This window comes from Furfurilactobacillus milii (genome assembly GCF_021654115.1).
Taxonomy (GTDB): Bacteria; Bacillota; Bacilli; order Lactobacillales; family Lactobacillaceae; genus Furfurilactobacillus; species Furfurilactobacillus milii.
Map to the genome: position 1 here is coordinate 1 of NZ_JAIWJF010000004.1, position 24,516 is coordinate 24,516.

Annotated in this window: 23 protein-coding genes; 12 read left to right on the forward strand and 11 right to left on the reverse strand. The window is 44.6% G+C overall.

From position 1 onward, the window contains the following. Positions 1–562: 562 nt before the first annotated feature. From LDK34_RS05900 to LDK34_RS05915, 4 genes are all read right to left on the reverse strand, one after another. The gene (locus LDK34_RS05900) at positions 563–835 is read right to left on the reverse strand and encodes a hypothetical protein (protein WP_178943069.1); all 273 of its coding nucleotides are present in this window, start codon (positions 833–835) and stop codon (positions 563–565) included. 142 nt (positions 836–977) lie between these two features. Then, positions 978–1,850: an NAD(P)-dependent oxidoreductase gene (locus LDK34_RS05905; RefSeq protein WP_178943070.1), complete on the reverse strand. Its 873-nt coding sequence runs from the start codon at positions 1,848–1,850 to the stop codon at positions 978–980. A gap of 154 nt (positions 1,851–2,004) precedes the next feature. After that, positions 2,005–2,394, reverse strand: a complete 390-nt coding sequence (locus LDK34_RS05910; RefSeq protein WP_161001577.1) for an HIT family protein — start codon at positions 2,392–2,394, stop codon at positions 2,005–2,007. 37 nt (positions 2,395–2,431) lie between these two features. Beyond that, positions 2,432–3,079, reverse strand: a complete 648-nt coding sequence (locus LDK34_RS05915; protein WP_178943071.1) for a hypothetical protein — start codon at positions 3,077–3,079, stop codon at positions 2,432–2,434. A gap of 201 nt (positions 3,080–3,280) precedes the next feature. Between LDK34_RS05915 and LDK34_RS05920 the strand changes: the two genes are divergently transcribed. The 4 genes from LDK34_RS05920 (at position 3,281) to LDK34_RS05935 (ending at position 8,823) form a co-directional block, all read left to right on the forward strand. Further along, the gene (locus tag LDK34_RS05920; RefSeq protein WP_236941562.1) at positions 3,281–4,597 is read left to right on the forward strand and encodes an MFS transporter; all 1,317 of its coding nucleotides are present in this window, start codon (positions 3,281–3,283) and stop codon (positions 4,595–4,597) included. A 323-nt stretch (positions 4,598–4,920) separates the two neighbouring features. Then, positions 4,921–5,343, forward strand: a complete 423-nt coding sequence (locus LDK34_RS05925; protein WP_178943073.1) for a MerR family transcriptional regulator — start codon at positions 4,921–4,923, stop codon at positions 5,341–5,343. A gap of 301 nt (positions 5,344–5,644) precedes the next feature. Then, positions 5,645–6,082 carry a Spx/MgsR family RNA polymerase-binding regulatory protein gene (locus LDK34_RS05930; protein WP_017261447.1) on the forward strand — a complete coding sequence of 146 codons (438 nt, stop codon included), beginning with the start codon at positions 5,645–5,647 and terminating at the stop codon, positions 6,080–6,082. Positions 6,083–6,219: 137 nt separating this feature from the next. Next, positions 6,220–8,823, forward strand: a complete 2,604-nt coding sequence (locus LDK34_RS05935) for a MucBP domain-containing protein (RefSeq protein WP_178943074.1) — start codon at positions 6,220–6,222, stop codon at positions 8,821–8,823. Positions 8,824–8,914: 91 nt separating this feature from the next. On the opposite strand, the gene LDK34_RS05940 is transcribed toward LDK34_RS05935, so the two are convergent. Then, positions 8,915–9,643 (reverse strand): SDR family oxidoreductase, encoded by a 729-nt coding sequence (locus LDK34_RS05940; RefSeq protein ID WP_017261449.1) that lies wholly within the window; start codon positions 9,641–9,643, stop codon positions 8,915–8,917. 114 nt (positions 9,644–9,757) lie between these two features. On the opposite strand from LDK34_RS05940, the gene LDK34_RS05945 reads away from it, so the two are divergent. After that, complete coding sequence (locus LDK34_RS05945; RefSeq protein ID WP_178943075.1) at positions 9,758–10,123, forward strand: winged helix-turn-helix transcriptional regulator; 366 nt, start codon at positions 9,758–9,760, stop codon at positions 10,121–10,123. Between the two features lie 3 nt (positions 10,124–10,126). Here LDK34_RS05945 and LDK34_RS05950 read toward each other — a convergent pair whose 3' ends face one another. The 5 genes from LDK34_RS05950 to LDK34_RS05970 all read right to left on the reverse strand — a co-directional run bounded on the left by LDK34_RS05950 (position 10,127) and on the right by LDK34_RS05970 (position 15,166). Then, positions 10,127–10,975 (reverse strand): alpha/beta hydrolase, encoded by an 849-nt coding sequence (locus tag LDK34_RS05950; protein ID WP_178943076.1) that lies wholly within the window; start codon positions 10,973–10,975, stop codon positions 10,127–10,129. Between the two features lie 762 nt (positions 10,976–11,737). Continuing rightward, entirely contained in the window at positions 11,738–12,061 is a 324-nt protein-coding gene (trxA, locus tag LDK34_RS05955) for a thioredoxin (protein ID WP_178943077.1), read from the reverse strand. A 91-nt stretch (positions 12,062–12,152) separates the two neighbouring features. Next, positions 12,153–13,262 carry a lactate oxidase gene (locus tag LDK34_RS05960; RefSeq protein ID WP_236941563.1) on the reverse strand — a complete coding sequence of 370 codons (1,110 nt, stop codon included), beginning with the start codon at positions 13,260–13,262 and terminating at the stop codon, positions 12,153–12,155. A gap of 155 nt (positions 13,263–13,417) precedes the next feature. After that, entirely contained in the window at positions 13,418–14,215 is a 798-nt protein-coding gene (locus LDK34_RS05965) for a TerC family protein (RefSeq protein WP_178943079.1), read from the reverse strand. 39 nt (positions 14,216–14,254) lie between these two features. Beyond that, the gene (locus LDK34_RS05970) at positions 14,255–15,166 is read right to left on the reverse strand and encodes an RluA family pseudouridine synthase (protein WP_431190214.1); all 912 of its coding nucleotides are present in this window, start codon (positions 15,164–15,166) and stop codon (positions 14,255–14,257) included. 737 nt (positions 15,167–15,903) lie between these two features. Between LDK34_RS05970 and spxB the strand changes: the two genes are divergently transcribed. From spxB to LDK34_RS06005, 7 genes are all read left to right on the forward strand, one after another. After that, entirely contained in the window at positions 15,904–17,652 is a 1,749-nt protein-coding gene (spxB, locus tag LDK34_RS05975; RefSeq protein ID WP_178943080.1) for a pyruvate oxidase, read from the forward strand. 220 nt (positions 17,653–17,872) lie between these two features. Beyond that, positions 17,873–18,433 (forward strand): GNAT family N-acetyltransferase, encoded by a 561-nt coding sequence (locus LDK34_RS05980; protein ID WP_178943081.1) that lies wholly within the window; start codon positions 17,873–17,875, stop codon positions 18,431–18,433. Between the two features lie 29 nt (positions 18,434–18,462). Next, positions 18,463–18,939 carry a MarR family winged helix-turn-helix transcriptional regulator gene (locus tag LDK34_RS05985; protein ID WP_017261458.1) on the forward strand — a complete coding sequence of 159 codons (477 nt, stop codon included), beginning with the start codon at positions 18,463–18,465 and terminating at the stop codon, positions 18,937–18,939. Positions 18,940–19,491: 552 nt separating this feature from the next. Next, the gene (locus LDK34_RS05990; protein ID WP_178943082.1) at positions 19,492–20,040 is read left to right on the forward strand and encodes a DUF805 domain-containing protein; all 549 of its coding nucleotides are present in this window, start codon (positions 19,492–19,494) and stop codon (positions 20,038–20,040) included. Positions 20,041–20,188: 148 nt separating this feature from the next. Further along, positions 20,189–21,394, forward strand: coding sequence for a VanZ family protein (locus LDK34_RS05995; RefSeq protein ID WP_178943083.1), 1,206 nt, complete (start codon positions 20,189–20,191; stop codon positions 21,392–21,394). Between the two features lie 9 nt (positions 21,395–21,403). Beyond that, entirely contained in the window at positions 21,404–22,450 is a 1,047-nt protein-coding gene (locus tag LDK34_RS06000) for a YdcF family protein (protein ID WP_236941564.1), read from the forward strand. A gap of 41 nt (positions 22,451–22,491) precedes the next feature. After that, positions 22,492–23,418: a magnesium transporter CorA family protein gene (locus tag LDK34_RS06005; RefSeq protein WP_161001560.1), complete on the forward strand. Its 927-nt coding sequence runs from the start codon at positions 22,492–22,494 to the stop codon at positions 23,416–23,418. 117 nt (positions 23,419–23,535) lie between these two features. On the opposite strand, the gene LDK34_RS06010 is transcribed toward LDK34_RS06005, so the two are convergent. Next, entirely contained in the window at positions 23,536–24,513 is a 978-nt protein-coding gene (locus LDK34_RS06010; protein WP_236941565.1) for a linear amide C-N hydrolase, read from the reverse strand. Positions 24,514–24,516 lie beyond the last annotated feature (3 nt).

The window sequence follows — 24,516 nt, forward strand, 5'->3', positions numbered from 1 at the left end:
CGGGTCATGAAGATACCTCTTTCTTGTTTGTGGTGAATTAAGAATAGGTCTTCATGGCCTTTTTGACTAGTCTGAATAAAGAACTGGTCTAGTAGAGCAGGTGTTGCACTTCAATTTTAAATCGAGGGTTTTATAAAATCATTAAAATAGTAATATTAGTGACTTTATAGGGTCTTAAATGCCTGACACGACTGACTTTCCAATTAATTCGAAATAGTTTTAGTCTTTTCACGTTTAAATATGTAATTTTTAAAAGCATCGCTCGTTTTTAAATTTAGAAATTAAAAAACGTCATCACATGATGTGACAACGCTTATTAGACCTATACCTTTTGTACGAACGCTGTTTTATGTCTTTATATTTCGCAAAGTGATACAATGTACACAATTTAGTAAACCATTATTTTTATATGTCATGATTTTTACTAGAGTCGTGACATTAGCGAAAAAAACTATCAATATTAGGAATTGACACAAAAGACCGCCAAGAAAAGTAATTTTTTCTTGGCGGTCTTTTAACATTGTTCAGTTATATTTCAACAAAAATCTACATATTTCACACTTTAACGGATCAACCAGATTCCCCAAGCCACATCAACAATCGCAATGACAACAGCGATAGCTAACATAGTTGGCAGGCCCAGGATTAATGACACTAGCAATAAAATCACATCAATTGTCATAATCACGACGAAGGCGCCAGTGGTCAGTCCTTTACGTTGACGCTTGGGTTGGCCCGTCATTTGGGCTGACAAACGCAGATCCTCAGGCATTTTTTCTTCCGATGTGGATGTTTCTGGCGTGTAATCGAAGTGTTCCAACGGATCTTTATCCATAACGGTCACCCTCTTATTTTTAATGCTGTCAGTTTAACCCGAAAACAAAAAAATAAGCTGAATTGCGTTCCGTTTCACGCTTTTTACGCTCTTGTTAACGTGTTGGTAAGTTAAGATAACACGTTTAAATTTCCGTACAAAACTACGCTTCTTCACCCCACCACAGTTTGACCAACGCTTGCGTGCCGTCGTTACCCAGATGTTTGTCATCAACCAATTGTTCGTAAAGCTGTTTGGCCGCAGCAGTTGCTGGCAGGTTCAAGTGCATTTTATCTGCCTCATCCAGCGCAATTCGCAAATCTTTCAAAAAGTGTTTCGCAAAGAAACCAGGCGTGTAATCATGCTTGAAGATCCGCGGGACATACGTGTCCATCGACCAATTATCCGCACCGCCTGCACTCAAGGTCGCCAACACGTCCGACAAGTTTAACCCTGCTGCCTTGGCGTAGACCAACATTTCGGTCAATCCCGTCATTGTGCCCGCAATCATAATTTGGTTGGCCATTTTAGCGTGTTGACCAGCGCCTGCCTCGCCAAACCGGTGAACAGACTTGCCAACTTGGTTAAACAACGGTAGTACTTTATCAAACGTGGCTTGATCACCACCCACCATAATTGTCAGAGTGGCATTCTGTGCGCCAATATCACCACCAGAAACAGGCGCATCCAGTGCTGTTACATGGTGTGCTGGCGCTGCCTCCGCAATCCGTTTGGCAAGGGTCGGCGTACTCGTTGTCATATCCACAACAATACTGCCAGGTTTAACACCCGCGAAAATACCGTCATCGTCAAAATAAATGGCCTCAACATCTTGTGGGTACCCCACCATACTAAAGACGACATCACTTTGTTCGGCAACTGCTTTTGGATTGGACGCCCATGTTGCACCATTTGCGACCAATTTGTCAGTCTTAGACTTTGTTCGGTTATAAACCGTTAGCGTATTGCCAGCCTCCAACAGATGCGCCGCAATCGCGCCACCCATAACACCTGTTCCAATAAACCCAATTTTCATATTTGTCCTCCTCACATCGTTCGTTTACAGACACAGTATACTGCCTCAAGTCAGGGATAGGTCAATCATCAGATAACGTCTTTTTGCAAAAGAAAAACAACCTACCCCATTTAGTAGATTGCTTATCATAAAATTCTCAAATCCAAACGAATACTTATTTCAACTTACGTGGAATCAGATTCCGAACACCACCCTCTGGCACCTTCATGTCACCATAGTAACGTGGAATTAAGTGAACGTGCGCGTGAAACACCGTTTGTCCAGCATCTGCCCCTAGGTTCATTCCAATGTTATAAGCATCTGGCTGGTAACGTTCGTCCAAAATCTGCTTCATTTGGACGACAAGATCATCAATGGCGTTTTTCTCGTCCTTAGTTAATCCCCACCAATTTTCTACGTGGCGACGTGGCACGATCAAAGTGTGGCCCGGGTTAACCGGTTTGATATCCCAAAACGCCTTAGCGAAGTCGTTTTGCAAAATAATATCCTTATCCGCTTTTTCGCAAAACGGACAACCAGGTAACGTTTCAAACTTGGTTTCCAAAGTGCTCCCCTCCCGTAATGTCTGTTACAACGTGTGTTTAGGCAACTTGCTTACGACTCAAACGGCGAGCACGGCGGCGACGGTGATTGCTGACCAACAACAGGACCCACAAAATTCCACTGACAATAATGATAATCGTCGTCCACATTTGATAACCTTTCACGTGTTCGGCAAAGTATTCTAACGTATCGTCGTGGTAGTTAGCACTAGCTTGGGTCAACACCTGACTACTAATCAAGTTGACGACGGCATCACTAGCAGCAGTTCCGGCTAATCCAATTGACGACGCCTGCTGATTCACATCATCGCGAACAGCACTGCGCATAGCTGCCGTGTTGAAATCTAAACTTTCACCAGCATACGTTTCTCGTGTACCAGTCTTTAATGTAGCTTTGATTAAATCGTCTGTTGCTAAACTCGTTGGCAAGTTTTTAGCTTGCAATTGACTGGCTACTTCCGCGTGCACCCGACTGATGACGGTTGGTGTTTGAATTGCCCCTTCCATAAAAGTGCCGCTTAACACAGTCAAACGGACGATCAGGGCTAACACAAAGATGAGGCCAACCAAAAAGCTCAGAAATCCATGGGGCTTTTTTTGCTTAGTGAATCCCTGTGATGCTGGTTGTTGTGGTGATTGCGGTATCGAACCACGTTGCTTGGCATCATACCGTTGTGTGCGACTCATTGGTTGTTCTTGATTGTTATTTTTCATATTGATAGTTTAGCACATTCTGCTGAAAATGCCCTTTTCGCAAACGTTAAGAATCGCATAAGGACGGCATTATAAATTTAAAATTATCATATAAGAAAATTTTCAACAGCGCGTTTGAAACCCCCGCTATACTTTAAAGCAATTAGAGAGAGCACTACGAAAGAGGGAATTCATATGCATGAATATAAAACAAACCGGGCGTTTCGAACGCTCGTCAACGTTGGCATCATCGATCAAATTGGTAGTGGTTTATACAGTATCGTCTTTTTAATCTACGCCGCCACACTGCCATTCAAAACACTGGCCGTTTCCATAGCCTCCATTGCATGGGTCATACCCGCCTTAGCAAACATCTTTACCGGATATTTGGCCGACCGAACGTTTAATAAACGACACGCAATGTGGTTCTCGTATTTTGTTCAAACCATCTTATTTCTGATCATCGCATCACTGATTGGCCGTTCAACCAAAGAAGGTATTTTCTTCTTCATCATGGCATTGGATATCATAGCCCGCCTACTTGGTGATTACGGCAATAGTCTATCCACGCCACTTATGAAACACATTGTCGCGCCAGAACACATGAATGAAGCCACTTCAATCGGCACCGCCATTGGTAGTTTGGTCCAGATTGTGGCTTCAGCGCTAGGTGCCACACTAATTGTCGCACTTCACCATCAGTACGATCTGTTCGCTTTACTGGACGCACTCACATTCTTAGTTGCCGGCGTAATCTTCTTTATTGCTCGTCATCAATATGATCAAGCCGAATCTGAAGTTCATAAATCTGTTCTGACCGCTAAAGCATCTCGCTTGGCGGAAAACAGTGAAGCAAAAGAAGGTTTTGGCACTAGTTTCAAATTGGCAATGCAAGAATTTACGCAAAACTCCTTCTTATTATTTATGATTGTTGCAGGGTTGGCCGTCAACCTACTAGGTACCGCCATCGATCCATTATCAAACTTGATTTTTCTCCACATGAGCAGCTTTTGGTTTATCAACTACGGCTACACCATTGCACTGCTCGATATCGTCTTTTCCGTTGGTTCTATTGCGGGGGCAGTGTTCGTTAATGACATGCTTAAAAACACGTCAATGGTCACCCTCCTTGCCGCTTCAATGGGACTATTGGTACTAGTTGCGATCGACATGTTGACCCTCCACAACCTATGGATTCTGCTGGTCCTTTTCTTCGGCACCGCTTACTTGCTAGGCAAAATCAATCCACGCTTCAACGCAGTCATTATTAACACTGTGCCAGATGATCACCTGGCCGCTACCGGTGGCGTCATAAGCACAGTCATGATGATTGGTGCCCCTGTAGGTCAGTTTGTCTTCCTGACATTAGCAAACGTTATCAGCATTCCTGTATCCCTCATTATTTATGGCATTAGTTCACTGGTTGTTACCATTCTGATCTTAGTCCGTGGTGCTGGTCGTTTGACTAAAAACGATCCCACGACTGCTCGATACAATGAGGCTCATGTTTAATTTCTCATGCTTAGCAACTACGGTACAACAGAAATTTTGAATCTGATTTCAAGCGACTTTCGTGAACTTCGCGGCTACACTCAAATAGCTTCGCGTGAAGCTTGCGCATATGCCAGACAAGAAAGTCAACATTGATACCGACCGTGAAAGTAACGTTAATTCGGTGGTTTGCCCGAATTTAGGTTACTGACGGCCGCAAGTACAGCAACCATCACAACTTTCAAGCCCGAAACACTTGACCTTTAACTGCAGCGCTTCTATAGTGAATGCTAATTCAATAAAATAATTAACTTAATGAATAACATTAGAAAAGGAGTGGCTGCATGTACACAGTTCAAGAAGTCGCCAAGAAGCTCGGCATGACGACCTATTCAATTCGTTACTATGATGATCACGGCTTGTTGCCTTTTGTTAAACGTGACGAAAACAACAATCGGCTATTTGACGAGGATGCCGTTGAATGGGTCAACTTAGTTCGTTGCTTCCGTTCGACAGGCATGCCGATTGCCGAAGTACACCATTACATCGACCTGATGTTAGCTGGTGATGAGACAATTCCTGAGCGTTACCAAATGATGTTAACGCAGCAGTCCCGTGCTCAAGAACAGCTAGCCGCCAAAGAACGTCAGCTTGCAAAAATTAACACCAAGGTTTCCCATTACGCCAAACTAATGAATACCGATGCTCCCGATGATTACGTTCCTAATCAAGCACAACCTGATAATGATCAGGTTTCTGTGAGCTAATTTAAAAGATTAAGTGCCGCACTTTTACGTGCTGTACTTAATCTTTTTTATTATTCCTGATAATTTTTCTGTTATAGTTCAGCCCCTGTCGCACTTGCTTTCATCCTTATTTTCAATATTCACATAACAAAAAAGTGATAAAAACCATTTGACAGTTATAATAGTTTTGTTTATAGTAATCATTAGAGAAACGAATAACATTACACAATTCCATTACTGATTAAGCAAAATTGTGAGACATATACGACCCTCATGTCGTTTGCAAAACACACTCACAATTTCCACACGAGGAGGACTGCACATGCTACACATTTACACGATTGGTTCATCAACTTCATGCCGCCGGGCCGTTAAGTGGCTCAAGGATAAAAAGGTTCCTTTCCAAGAACATCCTATCGACACAACAGATAACTTATCCGTCAAGACCCGTGAAAAGCTTTCGACGAGCACGGTTAAACAATTCTTGGCCGCTAGTGAAAATGGTTGCGATGAATTATTAGCCCCTCGCTCATTAACCATGCAGGAATTATCCAAAGTGATGGATCTGACTAGCTTAGGTCTAACGGAAATGATCAACGTTATCGCCAAACATCCAAAGATGCTCCGCTGGCCAATTGCATTTGACGACCACCGGCAAATCTTACAAGTCGGCTTCAACGATGATGAGTTTGGCACATTTATCCCACGTAAACTTAGAAAAATGGAACTTAATAATATCCTCTCCCGTTTGAACGGGTAAGAGAAAAGGAAAGTCGCATTAATTGTGACTTTCCTTTTTTATTTGCGAATAAGCACAATAAGACATGTGTTATCTTTGCGCTGTAAAAACGTTTCATTACCGGTCAACCCTAGGTATATAAGCAAGGAGTCTAATAAATGTCCTTACAACAAAAAGCAAAACACATGTCAGCATGTCACTACAAATTGTACAAATCCGGCAAGTTTTGGATCACTGCAAGTGTTGCAATATTTGCTATCGAAGCTGGCGGCTTAACACAGGTCGATGCAGCGACCACCAGTGCCAATCCGACAATCACAATCACACAGTCGGCATCTCAAAACAGTACTGATCAATCTTCATCGGTTACTTTGACAACACCAAATCAACAGCAGAGTAGCCAATCACCTCAAAACTCGCAAGTGGATAGCCAAACAAGCATGACTCCGACCAGCACAACTACTAGCCAAGCAAAGTCTGGGGCAACTGAATCTTCAGCCACTTCATCAAGTTTGACTGCCCCATCGGCCGCCTCTGAGAAAACATCAGCATCCGCTACCATCTCTGATGAGACCAAAACACCTGCCGTTACGCCCATTAATAGTGAAGAAACAAGGGCATCGTCTGTTACGGCCACTTCTGAAAGCAATCAGTCACCTTCAACACAAGCAACAAGTGTCACCAGTGCTGCCGAATCAAGTGACACCAATGAATCCACGTCAGTCTCAAATCGAAATGCAACGCTGATGGCGGCTAGCATTCCCGCAACAACAAACACCCAAATCATGGCGACCACAGCAACGATAACCGCTGATTCTACTCATGCGGATTCAGATATCGTTGACATTGAAGACGCTCAGCTAAAGCAGGCCATGTTGAACGCTTTTCAAGTAACCTCAGGTGAATTAACTTATGGTGACGTGCGCCACATTACGTTTGCCCACAATAAAAATGAAATTACAATTCTCCTGATCCCGACAACTACTGTGAACCCAATCACGAGTTTAAAAGGACTTGAAGTATTACGCGAATTGCCAGAAGGCTGGGGTGTTCAACTGTTGGTGTACCTTAAGCCCGGGGTTTCTTTGGTACCGCTCACAGGACTCCACATGACCACGGCTTTTGACATTCAACAAGATGGGGCCGGTAATTGGACTGACGCTGATATTGCGGCGTTGAACTCCCTGACGTTTGGGGGACTTGACTATTACTGGGGTATCGAATTCGTTGGTAAAACATCCATGACGAATACCACCGGCTTGCGTGATGACCAAATCTTAAAATTAGATCCAATGTTTACCAAGGCTTCACAGGCAAATCCAGACGGCCTATTTCTGTCCCTATCTAATCAGCGTCTTTCAGATTTTTCTTACTTTGCCAAATTTTCAAACGTTCGTATTTTTTCAGTGAATAATTATCGTGTCTATACCAATCCAATTCATATCGCTCAAACTGGTGACGACATCAACATCGCGAGCCAGACCATTGGTATCGATGGCAAACCCATTTTAACTGGCTACAAAACTTATAATAGTGACACGCCCATTGTAACTATTGATGGCGATCATTACGTTATCAGTGGCTCAAAACAGTATGCCAACATTGGTTACATCATTATTTCCAATCAGTACGGTGTCAGTGGCTACCCAATGTACACGGCCGTCGAGTACGCGAATGGCAACACCCTGCTTCAAACGGGTATGGAATATTATCGAACGACATGGGGCAACGTCAGCGTTAATTATGTTGATGAAGACGGCAATGTTCTCGCAGACGCACAACACATTAACGGTGATGTCGGCCGGGCTTATGCCACTACGCCTAAACCAATAGCCGGCTATAGCGTTAGCCGCATTGACGGCAATGCTAACGGAACCTTTACCACTGAATTACAAACGGTTACGTATGTTTACACCAAAAATATTGTTAAGGGTGCTGATGTTCTAGTCACTTATGCGGACCAGTACGGCAATGAAATTGCCCCATCTGAAAAGTTAACGGGAAATATTGGGGACTCCTTTACATCGTCGGTTAAGCCCGTTGATGGTTACACATTTGACCACGTTGAAGGTAATGAAACCGGCGTATTTACGGATGAAGATCAAACCATCACGTATGTTTATACCAAAGACGCTGTTCGCGGTGGCGATATTACCGTTAAGTACGTTGATACAGACGGCACTGAAATCGCCCCAACAGAAATACTATCTGGCAATGTTGGTGACACTTATGCAACGGCCATTATGCATATCGATGGCTACACGTTATCAACAATTGACGGTAACGCAAACGGCACATTTACGAATACAGACCAAATAATCACATATATTTATGTGAAAGAAGATGGGCAAAATCCATCTGACAATAATAATGACGGCGACGGGCAGCCAGACGTTAAAGTACCAGATTCCTCAAATGACAACAATGGCGATAACCCAACGATCTCTGAAGTACCAGATTATTCAAGCGATGTGCTTGGCAGCGAAACTGCAAATCAAATGACACCAAGCCAGTCCACTAGCTTACTCCCGACCGCTGTTAGTTCTTCCTCCGCTGCATCTAACGTGGCAGGACCTAGCTCTCAAAGTCAGCAGTTACCACAATCGGAAGCAGCTAACAACACAAGTCAGCCAATCGATAACCGCAGTCAAGAATTACCCAATACAGGCATGCACGAGAATCGTTTGGCAGCAATGTTAGGTGCCATACTGCTAGTTTTACTGGGAACAATTCCTTTTTCTAGCAAACGTAAACACGATTAATATCCACATTGATTGCAAAACAAACACCCCAGAAGTGAGTTATCAAGACTCAGTTTCGGGGTGTTTGTTTTAGTTTGAATTAAGTTATGCCTTATGCATCTTGGCGTGTAGCCGCAATGTCAACTTCACGAATATTAACTTCCTGTGGCATGTCGTACATAAACTTCACAGTTTCAGCGACATGAACGGGATCAAGGGTGATACCACCCATCGTTTCCTTCCAGCTTTCGTAATCTGACAATGCAGACTTGCTGGTCACATGCGTCAGTAATTCCGTTTCTGCAGCACCAGGCGCAACCATCATGACACGCACGTTTTCGGCCGCACTCTCTTCACGAATGGTTTCTGACAAACCGTGAACGCCAAACTTGCTGGCAACATAAGCCGCATGGTTCACAAACGTCTTCTTGCCGGCCAGTGACGACATGTTCAAAATGGTTCCATGGTGACGTTCACGCATATCGTTTAAGACAATCTGCGTACCATTCAGCACACCCATCACATTGGTATCCAACATCGTTTGCCATTCTTTACGGTCTTGATTTTGAACGTTGCCAAGCAACATCAATCCGGCATTGTTGACCAACAAGTCGGTCTTACCGTACTTGTCTTCGGCCTTACGAATAGCTTTTTCAAACTGATCGTAGTCAGTCACGTCAACCGTGTCGATCATGACATTATCCATGTCCTTAGCAACTTCGGCCAATTTTTCTTCGCGACGACCCAATAACAACATTGGATAGCCATCGGCAGCAAACTGTTTGGCAATCTCTTCACCAAAGCCAGAACTAGCACCGGTAATAACAACTAATGATTTCATTTTTAATAATCCTCCAAAATTCCTTTTATCAACGTTTGCAAGTATAATGGGCACATTGATAAAAAGGAAGTACGCACCTTAACGTAACTACGAATTGGAAGGATTAACTTAATTATGCAATCACGCCCTACCACGACTCATCCCCGTTACAGAAACGAATTCGACGCCACGATGCAATTGATTCAGGGAAAATGGAAAATTATGATCATGTATGAAATTGCGGAAACGGGCACCAGCCGGTTCGCCGACTTACAGCATCACATTCGCGAAGTGTCCCACAAGACCCTCACGAATCAGTTAAAAGAACTCGCCGATGACGATCTTATTGAACGCCACGATTTCCAAACAGCCCAACCACATGTGGAATATACATTAACCGCCAAGGGCCAATCAATCATTCCATTACTGGATGCCATTTGCGACTGGGGCGACACTCATATCGATCACGCGCAGATTGAACGCTCACTGTGTGACGAATAATCGCTAACGTGGATAATTCGTTTGCGGCGTAAATCGTGCTTGCCACAAGAAGTCCGTGACTGCGCGATCAACATGAGGATTTTGATGGAGCAGGTAATGGATGACACTAATCCCGCCAACCAAAGTTTCACTCTGATAACCATCCACCCGGCCGGCCAACATTTCACCTAGTTTATGATCACCCTTAACGGAAACGCCCAAATCGCCACCGGTGCCGAACAAATCACCGGCAATATTTAACACTTGGATGTGCCGCGGAAAACGATCCGCGGCTTTTTGTTCTGCTTTACTAAACGTCGTCGCAATATTGACGAACTTAGCGGTATCAGGATAATCTTCACGTTTGTCTGCCGCTTTGCCAGTCAAATATTGATAAACAATGTTTGCCCCAGATGAATGGCCGACCATGTTAACTGTATTTATATGTTCACGTTGCTTCAGCATTTTCATCACACCAGTTAGCTGCCGTGCCTCACGTGACGCGTGGTGGTTATCCGCAAAGAGCACAAGAATCAGTGGATTCCGTTTACCAAGCGGTCCGCGTTTATCAATGGTCGCTTTACCGCTCTTAGCGACGTGAATCGTCCACACTGCCTGACCAATATCATAACGTTCAAGGCGCGCATTCATTGGTCCAAACGTCAGCCAGTTACTGTAGTCACCAGAGACAAAAAGTGTCGGTGTCTTACTGTATGAAACTTGCACATGACCCAGTTGCTTTTGCTCACTCGCTTCCCAGCCCATGACGATGCCAGCTAGTACTAGCACTGCGCACAAAACGCCGATCAGCCAGCGAATAAACCGATCCTGTTTGGCTGGCCGCTGCGGCACTGCATGTTTTTGTTCACCCATCGGAAACATTCCCCCATTTAATGGCGTTATTATACCGCACCAACTAAACGAAACTGTGAACTGGCGGAGGTGTGCTGTGAATCATTGGTGAAAATTAATATTTTGATTGTTAGTCAGATTATTTTCGCGACATTTGCTGAAAGGCATCCGTTTAAGTTTGTACTGGATGCCACTTGCGGTTGTCGACCGTGACACGCCGCCGTAGGACCGGATCAAGCCCGCAGTTCACAGTCTTTCACCTCGTCGGACAGCCTCGTAAAAACCGAGTCTGTCCGACCGTCCGTAACCTAAATTCGGATAACCCACCGAATTAACGTTACCTTCACGGCTTTGTATCACGGTCGACGCCCTCCAGCTCATATAGTAGCCAAGTAGTGTAACCACTTCATTTCTAACAAATTGACGAGTTTAATGACCTGTCCGACATCAAATTGAACACAACAATCTATAGTAGTGAAGCTGGCGCAAAACAGAGTTCCGTGTCGGTAATACTTGGCGGCCAGGGTTTAGGCTGCCTAGTATTACAGGACGAGTTCAGAGACGAGTGGTTTTTTCGGCTCTGAATCGAGGTAGAAGACTCCGGGCTTCAGGAGGCTGAGACCGGTCCCATGGAACGGCGTTTTGCGCCAGCGCAACGGCATACAGTCGGTTTATCGAATTAAAATGTCATTGAACCTGACGACTGAACAAAAAATTGACCTACTCCTTAGATTAAGGAATAGGTCAATTTTTCAATCTGAAATAAAATCAACTGCGAAAGCACTACATTTCGGCAATTTTTGAATCGAGGTACCGGCTCAATTTTTCTTTAGGATAATAGCCGGACACCTTTTCGACAGCCTTGCCGTTCTTGAAAATCACTAAGCTTGGCACGCTCATGACTTTGTACTTTTCCGCAATCGTTTGGTGGTCATCAACGTCTAACCGCAAAAAGTTAACCTTGCCATCGTAATCGTCTTCTAACTGGCTCAATACTGGCTCTAACATTTTGCAGGGACCACACCAGGGTGCCCAAACGTCTAGCACGGACAGCCCACTAGTCGTTGCCGTATCAATTTCCGTTTGCGTTGTTACATTTTGTGCCATGACTTGCCTCCGTAAAAATTCATGAGGCTAGTATACGCAATCGGACCATTCGTTTGCAACTGTCACTGGTTGTTTGCACCAACGTTACTTTTTAATAAACCTGTCGCCACATCAACTGATTGTGTTTGACTTCATCAATCGTTTTGGTTCCGGCCAACTGCATCGTGATCTGCAATTCGCGGTTGAAGTGCTGCATAACGGAACGAACCCCGGCGACACCACCAAGATTTAAGCCATAGAATAATGGGAGAGCAAACGCAACGAGGTCGGCCCCACTTGCCAGCGCTTTAAAAGCGTGCTCGCCGCGACGAATACCAGAGTCAAAAATAATCGGCACCTCATGGTTAACAGCGTTAGCAATTGCCGGCAACACGTCGAACGAAGCTGGGCCACCATCCAATTGACGGCCACCGTGATTGGAAACCCAAATCCCTTTAGCGCCAGCACCGATGGCCAGCATGGCATCATCCGGCGACTGAATGCCTTTAACAATGACTGGTAATTTTGTATAGCTGGCGATAGCATCAATGTCGGCTAAACTCAGTGTTCGTTTGGCCTTGGCATAAATTTCCATGATGTTTAACCCTTCACCACTGTTGTCACTAGCAGAATAGTCCGCCAAATTCACCATCGGCAATGGAAATGAGAAACCTGTCTTCACGTCGGCTTCACGATAACCGCCAAGCGACGCATCAGCGGTTAATATAATGGCCTTCGCACCTGATGCTACTGCCTGATCCAAAATCCAGTGGTTGAAGCCATTATCATTGCTCATATATAACTGGAAAAATTGCGGACCACCGTGACCAGCCTTAGCAATGTCTGCCACCCGTTCATTTGCGTACGTCGAAATCGACATGATACTGCCTTCATCAGCCATCGCCTCAGCGGTTTCTGACTCACCGTTAACGTGCAGTAATCCATGTGCAGCGGCCGGCGCATCAATCATTGGCGTATTAAGTTCCATGTCCCACAGCTTGGTATGCAAGTCTGGGTTTTCAAGATTGCGCAGTACTCTAGGGACAATCTGGGCGTGATCAAACGCCGCGGTATTTTCACGCATCGTCCACTCTGTTTCTGCCCCACCCTGAATGTAGCCAAACGCACCAGGTTCCATGCGTGACTTTACCAGTGGTTCCAAACTCGCTAAATCATTGATTTTAAGTTCCTTTTCGTCCGTACTTGCCTGATATTCAGCCATCGTTTTATCCTCCTGACCATGCGACTCATCACAATTTTCAACATAATAATGGTAAAACAAAAGGCCATTCACATAGGTGAACAGCCATTTCAAAATCAAATTTATTATTCAGTTTTCCGTTCATTGTTTGTTCGGTTAATATCCTATCCAAAACGTTAGTTGTCGCGCCGCGTTTGACGAGACAACCGACGTGATCGTCGCACGTAATGAATAATTAAAGTGATCACCACGGCAACCAAGATAACGAGACCAAACAGCGTTGAAGAAATTTCGATGTTGATGACTGGAATGGATATGAATAGCTTAATCGCAATCAATGCAATCAGCACATAAGCCATCGTTTCCAGCTCCGGAATCTTGCGCATCAAGTTCATAATCACTTCAGCAATGCCCCGCATACACAGGATCCCAATCAAGCCACCAATTAAAACGATGACGGGATTGTTTGAAACTGCGAGCGACGCAAGCACTGAATCAATTGAGAACACAATGTCCATAATTTCGATTTGAATGACAACTGACCAAAACACGGAAATATGCCCGATACGTCGCGGTTTAGCGGACGTTGCGTCAGCATTTGCGGATTGGCCAACTGAATGTCGTTTCCGTTTGGTAATCAGGTGATGGAAATAGCGGTACACCAGATAACAAAGGTATAACGCCCCTGCCACCTTGATAATCCAAAACTTGATCAGATACGTCCCAACACCAATAATCAAAAATCGAAACAGATAAGCGCCCCAGAGACCATAAAATAACGATTTTTCACGTTCTTTTAGATTACTCAACGAGGTCGTTTGAGCTGCCAGAACAACAGCATTATCGACCGACAGTAAACACTCAATTAAAACTAATGAACCAATGATCAACCAGTCATTACTGCTGGTCAATACCGCCGCCCAGTTATGGCCGTCGAAAAACGGTCCGTACAGTTGGCTTAATAGGTGTAACAACGATAAAGTCCTTCTTTCTTGCTCATAGGGGCATTGCCGTTATCCAAATCTGGAAAAAGCCTCTGGCAACGGTGCATTAATTGTGACGCGTTTGTCACTAAAAGGCAATATCAAACTTAATTTAACCGCGTGTAAAAGCATCCGTTGGTGTGAAAAACTTTCGGCATTCGGTTGATACAACGGATCACCAATAATTGGATGCCCGTTACCAGCTAAGTGGACCCGCAACTGATGCGTCCGTCCCGTTTTAAGTGTTAACGACACTAGACTTGCCGTTGATGTGGTATCGAGCACTTCATATTGCGTTAGCGCACTCTGGGCGTTTTCCCCATTAATCATCCGTTTGCGCCGGTCTTCAGGATCACGACCAATCGCATCAGTAAACTTTCCGGTTGCTTGGTCAAAATGACCACTCACCCACGCCTGATAAGTCCGCTGAATGTGTTTATCACTGATCTGCCGGTCTAAAATCGGGACAACTAATGGCGTCTTAGCCACAATCATCGCGCCACTCGTCGCCATGTCCAAACGGTGAACCATCCAGGGTTGTACCTGTTGAGGCGCCAACTGTGTCGTCAAAAAATTCATCACAGTTCCTGCCTCATCCGTACGATTGGGGTGGCTTTTCACGCCGCTGGGCTTATTGATGACTAATAATTGATCATTTTCAAACAAAATCGGCAACGTCAGGTGATCATCGGGAAGGTATGTTTGGACCGGTGTTTGCAGCTCATCGGCACGGACTGTGGGTGTGACCACATCGCCAATGACAACATGTGTATTGTAAGGACGATAGCTATTATTAACGCGCACATCTTCGCGGACTCGCAGATAATGTTGCAGCCGTTTGGGAATTAACCACAAACGCAGCAACTCACGAATATTCAATCCTGCTTCTTGATCGGTCACAACTAGTCGCGTTGTCCATTCATTTTGGTTCACCGTTGCCAAACCTAATCACCCTCCTTCTTCAACATTAACTTTCCTGCTGCACCATTAATTGTCAGTCAAATCGATTGTCTGCCGTTACCCCGACCAGAAACGCCGTTCCATTGGGACCGGTCTCAGCCTCCTGAAGCCCGGAGTCTTTAACCTTGATTATGAGCCGAAAGCCACGTCTCATAAGTCATCCCGCAACACTAAGCGGCCAAGTTCACGCCGCTAAATGTTGTCGACACGGAACTCTATTTCTGGTCAGCTCCACTACTGTCACAAATAAGAAACAGTAGCGATTCGGTTCCTAAGATTACCTATTACCTATTACTAAAGACTGCTGATAGTCTACGAAACCAGCTACTACATTAGCTGAAGGGCGTCGACATTGATACCGAGCCGTGAAGGTGGTGTTAATTCGGAATGGTTCTACCGAATTTACACCACGGACGGTCGCAAAGACTCCGATTTTCAGGAGGCTTGGCGGCGAGGTGAAAGACTCCGAACCTGGGAGGCTTGAACCGGTCCCACGGCGAGCGTGTCAATGTCGACAACCATAGGCGACATCCGACTAACTTTAGTAATATCTGATGATAATAAACTGTTCTTTTAGTCTAACCCAGTTGGAAACAAACCGAGCTTTTAATTTTGCTTACTTTTTGTAAGCTTTCGAGTATAAATCTGTGCATTTTCAAAATAGTAGTCTTAACATTCTAATTGAGCACAAGATATTTAATGAATTGGAGATGCACGTTATGGCAAAAATGATTGCTGGGCAAGCATTAGTAAAGGTATTGGAAGACTGGGGCGTTGACCACGTTTACGGCATTCCTGGTGGTTCTATCAACCATACAGTCGAAGGCCTGTACCTTGAAAAAGATAAAGTACAGTACATTCAGGTTCGCCATGAAGAAGTCGGCGCCATGGCTGCGGCCGCTGATGCCAAATTTACTGGCAAAATTGGGGTCGCCTTTGGTTCTGCGGGCCCTGGTGCAACCCACCTCTTCAACGGCCTATACGACGCCAAGATGGATCACGTACCTGTTTTGGCCCTCGTTGGGCAAGTTGGTCAACCAGTCATGAACACCAACTACTTCCAAGAAATGGATGAAGACCCAATGTTTGCGGATGTTGCTGTCTTCAACCGCACAGTTACTACAGCAGAACAACTGCCTTATGTTGTAAATCAAGCGATTCGTGAAGCTTATCGGAACAAGGGTGTTGCGGTTGTAACGATTCCTGAGGACCTATCTGCCAAGGAAATCGACTACGAAGCCGTTAAGACACCAGTAACGGTATCCAACACGTATAAACAAGTGATTGATCCAAAGGTCGTGAGTGACACTTTGGCGATGATCAAAGATGCTAAACACCCTCTGCTCTACATTGGGACAGGTTTAAAAGGCGCTCGTAAAGAATTGGATGCCGTTTCTGAACGCTTTAATATCCCTGTCATTTCCACTGTACCGGCCACTGGTGTAATGGAAACGGATCACAAGAACTATCTGGGTACTAACGGTCGTTTGGGTGGCAAACCTGGATTTGAAGCCATGCAACACGCTGATTTGGTTCTCTTCATTGGTTCTGAATATCCGTTTGCACGCTTCTGGCCGAAAGGCGTCAAGATTGTCCAAGTCAACGATAATTCGTTTGATATTGGGAAAGTTGTTCCAATCGACTACGCTGTGATTGCGGATGGCAAGACCTATTTGCAAGCGCTACTCGACACTGGTGAGTCACTGCCTGAAACAGACTGGATCAAGGAAAACCGCATCAACCGTCAAAACTGGTTGAAGTGGTTGGACGATCGCGCCAATGATGACAGCAAGGGGCTTGAACCCGAAGCCGTTATGCGTAAGACACACGAACTTGCTGGGCCAAACGACACGTATGGTGTTGACACTGGGAATGTTTCTGAATTCGCCGTTCGTGGTGTCAAGATGACAGAAAATCAAAAGTTTGCTATTTCTGGACTGTTTGCCACAATGGGCTATGGCATTCCTGCCGGTTTGGCCGGTGCCTTAAGTGTTCCGGATGGACAAGCATGGAGTTTTTCCGGTGATGGTGGTTTTTCAATGGTCGTTCAAGACCTGATCACTGAAGCCCGTTACGAATTGCCAGTCATCAACATCGTCTTCTCGAACCAGCGTTTCGGATTCATCTGGTATGAACAACAAGAAACTAAGCAACACTTCTACGGTGTCGACTTAACCGACGCGGACTGGGCTAAAGTTGCTGAAGGACTGGGTGCTGTGGGCATGACAGCCACTAATCTTAAGGAACTAGATGCCGCATTTGACCAAATTAAACAATTGAAGGCCGCTGGCAACAAGAAACCAATCGTCCTCAATGCTGTAATCGATCCAGAAGATCCAGTAGCTGCTGCATTTATGCCACTTGATCCAAAGCAATTCGGTCAAGACACAGTTGATGAATTCGCTAAACACTACGGCATCGACACGAAGGCACAACCTTCTCTCGGTGAGTTACTGCGCGGTGAATAAACCTAGTTTAAAATTTCAATGACAATAATCGTCACGATGTTCAGTGAAACTAGCGAACATCGTGACGTTTTTTAGTATCATTCCTAATTTTCGCACATTTGTCCTATAAGCCCTCTTTTATCAATGAAAATCAGAAATTCAGCCCATAAATTCGCGGTTTTGGCCCCACCAACAAACACAAAATGTTATAGTTAACTGGATATCTTTTTGAGGTGAGTGCATGAGTTACACGATTCACACAATCGAATCTGCCGATTATCAGGCCGCCGCTGAACTTTTAAAGGCGGCTTTTGCATCGTCAAAAAAGACGATCGACTTTGATGGCCAGTTAGCCACGCTCCGTTTGGAACGAACCTATCTGCCTACCTTTGAGCTTGTCAGCAAAGATGCACATGACAACATTGTCGGGTACGGCACGATTTCAGATGCCTATATTCAGGGCCAACCAACCGCAAAATTAGCCATTCTGAACCCACTGGGCGTACTACCTGACTTTCAGAAACAAGGCGTTGGTCGGCAACTAGTTGATGAACTTGAACATCGCGCATTTGTCCGAGGTTATCAAGCAATTCTGACCACAGACTGCCCAGACTACTTTGCCCTTTTTGGCTACGATTTAGCCGACCATTTTGACATTCGTGACGCTCAAACAGCGGCAAGTAAACTGAGCCTTCGTGAGTTACGACCTGGAGCACTGCGGCATACAGCCGGTCTACTAATGTACTCTCCGGCTCTCAACCATAAAACTATTGATGACAAAAGCATCGATACTGTTGAATAAAATGATTAATAAAGTAGGGAGTTTTGAACATGGCAAAAGTGACAGTTGAAGAAGTAGCAGACCATTTAAGACAGACCATGGGCCATGTCGCCACCAATGAGAACACGTTGTTGCGAACACGAGCGGCTGCCCATATTGGTGCTTACCAGCTAAGCCTAACTCAGTTACAAATTCTGCAATTTTTGCTTCAAAGTGATGAAGCAGTCACTAACAGCATCTTGGCCGACCACTTTGCTATCTCAAAACCCGCTGTTACAAAAGCACTCCGTAAGCTCAACAAAGAATTGTTAGTTGATACTAAAGTTAGTGAAACAGATCGTCGGGTAACGACATTGGCGCTCACAGGTGATGGCGTTACCCTAGCTCGTGAATACCAGGAAATTGACCGTGAAATTAACGAAACATACCTTGGCATTGCGCAAAAGTTCAGCAAGGGCGATCGCAAAACAATTCTCAAATTTCTCGAAACTGTTGAAGGTAGTTTAAACCAGGGACAACCTTTCTAGATCATTATTCATTCTGATTTGAATTCGTCACAAACGTTGCTGTTCAAAAATGAAGTGTTCACAAAAGGTTACTTAAACAATTTGTTTAGGTAATCTTTTTTTGCGAACCCATTATTAAAGTTCTCGTTTTTTAACCATCTGATTATGGTAGAAAATACACTTTTGGTAGCTGCTATTTAGACATTAAGGAATAGATTACATAGAATCCCCTGCTACTATGTGAGATGAAGGGCGTCGACATTGATATCAAGCCGTGAGTGGGCTATTAATTCGAATGGTTCTTTCGAATTTATAGACCGGACGGTCGCAAAGACTTGTGGGTTTCACGAGGCTTTGCGGCGAGGTGAAAGACTCTGGTCTTAAGAGGCTTGAACCGGTCCCACGGCGCGTGTATCAATGTTGACAACCGCAAGCGTCATCCCAATATATAAACAGCCATCATGCGCCACTTAAATTTTGTGAATTGAGGAGTTGAACCAGACTTTATTAAAAAAAGATGATAAAATAAGAATTTGATTAGATAATGTTTAACTGGATTTGAGGGGCCTACCAATGGGGTTAATACAGACGTTTTTATCATTTTGGCGCAATTACACAAACTTTCGTGGGCGAGCTAACCGACTAGAATTCTGGGGCTGGCAGTTCTGGCAAATTATTTTTATCCTGATTTTTTTAATCCCCACAACCTACTCTATCCGTGATTTCTTATCCACAATCGATGCTGGAAAAAGTGGTCTTTCGTTTGGATTACTAGTCACTGCGGCTACTTCTGCCCTTCCTTTACTGATTCTATTAATTGGTTACACCATCATTGCATTATTACCGTCGTTGACGTTGTTTGTACGTCGCCTACATGATGCTAATCGCTCTGCGGGTTGGTTAGGCTTAAACGTAACTGTCGACTTATTACTATTAATAATTTATGTATTGACCCGTCAACTAAACACTGATGCAGCACTTATCTTTGCGAGCACCACAGCGACGATTTTTGTTTTGTTCAGTATTGGTTTCGTCTATTTACTTCTATTGCCTAGTGTTATTGACCACAACCGCTTTTTTCCGGCCAATACCGCACCATCTACAACGACACTATCGCTATGACTTGAACTGGTGCCAAAAAAGCATAATGTGATTCATTCATTAATTTTATTAAGGTTCGTCACGTTCGTGTTTGGACTGTCATACGACCCGCTCACCCGTGGTACAATTTAGAGCAGAGTTTATCTTGAATTTTCTGGAGGTGGCGATAATGTGGCGCCAATATCTTGAACCAATTCACGTGGCAGTCATTTTGTTCCCACTTTTAGCGATTGCCATGGCCGTACCGCTATTTGCTTACCACTATCATCGCTATGGCGCGATTTCACGTTGGCAGGTCTTTGTAAATTATAGCTTCTATTTTTATTTACTGTGTGCATACTTTCTCATTATTTTGCCGTTACCATCGCGGGCTTCTGTGGCCGCATTAACGACACCAACACACAACTTTCATCCCTTGCTGGTGTACTATACTTTTAAGGCCACCGGGTTCAGTCTTCATAATGCCGCGACTTGGATTCCAACGTTACACACCTCAGGATTTCAACAGCCTTTTTTCAATGTCATGCTGACCATTCCGTTTGGCTTTTATCTCCATTACTATTTCAAACGTGGGTTTTTTACGACCATTATCTTGTCATTTTGTTTAAGTCTGTTCTTTGAAGTTACTCAACTAACTGGCTTATACGGCTTGTACGTTCGTCCCTACCGTCTGTTTGACGTTGATGATTTACTCCTTAATACGACCGGTGGTTTCATTGGCTGGCTGGGTGCCCCGTTGTTTTCCTGGTTATTACCTAGTAAGGAACGAATCGAAACAGCAAATGCCAAACGCGCACATCAGGTTGGTTTGTTACGACGGTTCACAGCTTTCGTCATCGACATGCTGTTTGTTGGCACATTCACTGGCATTTTCATGATTGGCAGTTTCGCCTTTGATCACGATCCCAACATGTGGCTGTTGCTAGTATTGGGGTTGTTGCTCTTTGTGTTCATCCCACAGGGGCTTTTCAAGGGTACTACAATTGGCCTGCGTGCTGTCTACCTGCAAGTTAAGGCAACCAACTGGCGTACCGCTTCATGGTTACAGGTGATCATTCGAAATTTGGTTATTTATATTCCACTTATCTTAATTGGCCTTGGTCTACAGCATATTTTTAATATTCACGGTCAATTAACGTCATTTGGACTAATTGGTACGTTTACAGTATTGATGATCCTCATCTTCATGGTGGATATCGTTCTGGCAACAATAATGCCAACGTATCCACTATTATTCGAGCGGCTGAGTCACACGACAACCATTTCGTCGTTTGTTACTGATGACCAAGCAACTGCTCCCGTTCGCAAACAATCGACACCTAGTTCACCTAAGAAGAAATACACAACTCGTTCTGAACGCCATCAATCACGTTAAGGAGTTTCCATGTTTTCATTATCGCAAGTGACTAATTTTCTAATTTTCTTTCCCGCTATTATTTTTATTGTGGCCGTAACCTTGGCTATCTTTGGTTATCGTCATGATCCTCGACGCCTCTTGAATTCTTGGTATCTCGTCGTCGGAGCCGTTATTTTACTGGGCATGCCAATTATTTTATTGGCATCCCTGTCGGACACTCACCATATTGGCTGGCGGATTCTCAGTGGACTCGCTTTCTTGGCCCTCACGCTTGGTTTATTTGATTGGATCATGTTGATCAACTGGCATTTTCGACCATTACGACGTCATTTTCGCGCGTTAACCATTTTTGCGATCATCCTTGGACTTACGCTGGCTGTCCTCCCTTTTATTCCAGCTCACGTCTGGCCTACCGACTTACTCACACCAATGAAGTACGTCAACACAGCACTCACCCTGTTTGGTGCTTACATGTGTATCACGATTGCTGACTTCCTTGTGGCCACTTGGACTTACCCACGTCAAACAAAACTGCACGGTGAACATTACGTGATCGTGCTTGGCAGTGGGTTACATCATGGCGATCAACTGTCTAAGCTATTGAAATCGCGTGTGGACACTGCGATGCGCGTTGGCAGTATTGCCAAAGACGAGACCGGTGACTGGCCAATTTTGATCATGTCCGGCGGTCAGGGCGCTGATGAAACTGTCAGTGAATCCTCGGCCATGGCTGCCTACGCGAAGGAAAACGGTTATCCCGCCGCGGCTATCCGTTTGGAAGAAAAATCAACCAGTACGTTTGAAAACTTTCAATATTCACTCGATGTCATTCATGAGCCACACCCAACAATCGAATTTGTGACCAATAACTTTCACGTCTTTCGTGCCTCAGTGTTCGCGGCGATGCTCAAGTTAAACAGTCGTGGCATTGCTGCGCCGACACGGTCACATTACTATCATCGCGGTCTCATTCGTGAATATGCAGCTCTGACTTGGTTCCACAAAACACGTCATCTATTAGCGCTGATTCTGATTATTGTTCTAACAATTGCGATTCCATGGTTCTATGGATAATAGGACTTAAATGATTTTATTCTGAATTTTTGAGGCAAATTATGCTGACACCAATTGAAATCAATAATAACTTTGAGTGGGTCGATGTGCAGGATGAGACAGCTGCTGAGCATCGCCGCCTCATTCAGAGTTACAAACTAACCGAAGAAATGTACGGGTACGCAACCGACCCTAGTGAACGTGCCCGTATCGAATTTGACAAGGAAGCAGGCATTTCACTGATGATTTTTAATGTCATCACTGATTTGCCTGATGATTCCCCTGAAGCAGCTACGGCGCCAATTGGTTTTCTGTTCAAGGGCAAACGAGTCTATACGTTCACCAGCGGTACCACGAACTATGTGCATAATCTGGTTATCAATTCCAACTCAGCGTTAAAATTGCCGCCCATTGAGCAACAACAACCAATCGATGCCATTTTAGGATTGATGTACAAACTGACAACGACTTATTTGGACAAGATCAATCGGATTGATCGGCGGCGGGCAGAAATTCAGCGGAGTTTGAAAACCAATCCTGAACACAGTGCCATTAACGAACTCATGGACCTTGAGACAAGTTTGGTTTACTATCTGACTGCGTTAAAAACCAACACAGACATGCTTAAGGATCTGCAACGGACCCCAGTCGTACCGGTCAATGCAGATCAAAATGAACATATTACGGATATACTAGTTGAATCTCAACAAGGTCTAGAAATGGCCCAGATGGCTTCGGACGTGGTTGAGCGTGTGTCAAATGCCTATTCAAACCTTATTGATAACAGTCTGAACAACACAATGAAATTCTTGACAGCGTACTCAATTATCATGACTGTGCCGACTATCGTTTCTGGCTTCTTTGGTGAAAATGTTGCGCTACCATTTGAGCACAATCCCTATGGCTGGCAAATCACCATTCTGATCATGATTGCGCTTGGCGCCGTTGTTTATCTCATTTTGCGACACTACCGTTTTTTTGATCGATAAATGATACTTTTCGTCATCATAATAAAGAAGACTTCATGTTGGTAATCTTATCAGCATGAAGTCTTCTTTATATTGTTAAATTAATTATTTCTGAACGACAATCTACTTGCCGTCACATTATCGTACCGATGTCACTTGCAGTTCATCAGCCACATCGTAAAAGACTGGTTTCTGCCACGCCAACATGTCATCAGTTAGCTGCAGCTTTACAATGCTTTCTCGATTATATGGTTCAAAGTAGTACGTGCGACTCTCGCAAACCGCTGCTGCACGATAAACAGAATACGTTTGCTGATGGTCTGTGTTTCTCGGTACCGCTACACCATCCAATAAGTGCCAACTACTGATAATGGCATCGTCTTCATTAAATGGTTGATTGGCTCGTTCCTTGAAGTAAGCCGCACGAATAAAGCGTGACGACGGACTATAGGAACCAGGTGGAATCGACTTGCCCGATAAGTTACCGGTAGTGACCTTGGCGGTATTTAACGGAACCTGCCCCGCCAGAAATTCAGGGGTAAATTCCATATAGTCAGTTAATCGGTCAATCTGCTTTTCAAAATTGGGCACGTTTGTCAAAATTCCCAGTGGGTCATCGACAATCCGCATTGGCATAATCGTCGGTTCAATGGCTACCATTCGCCCAGTGCGGTCAGCCACTGCAAAATGCAGTTCCGACTGCCCATACTTGCGGTCACTGTATGTGTCAGCCATGAGCTCGACTTCATCGATATGCGCTTCAATTTCTGCCACAGACCGAAAGTTCCCCAGCAGCCAGAACGCAAACTCATAGGGCGCCAATTGTACTTTGTCATCACGCCGCTCAACAGCACGTTTGGAACCATTGGCAAACGTCAATTTCTGCGCCGTCAGTCCCCATTCATTAACGCCATCAGACATATCGATGCGATGTGGCAATTGAAAGGCGCTGCCAACAATCGCGTACTGATTTTTATGCACGCGATGATCAAAATCGCTTTGCCATTCATAATTCCGTGGCACAAACGTCGGTCTTACATCAAGCGTCGGCCAATCCATCGTCCGTGATAGGACGTGCGTACCGTCACAAGCAATTTGAAAAATACTGGTACACATAAA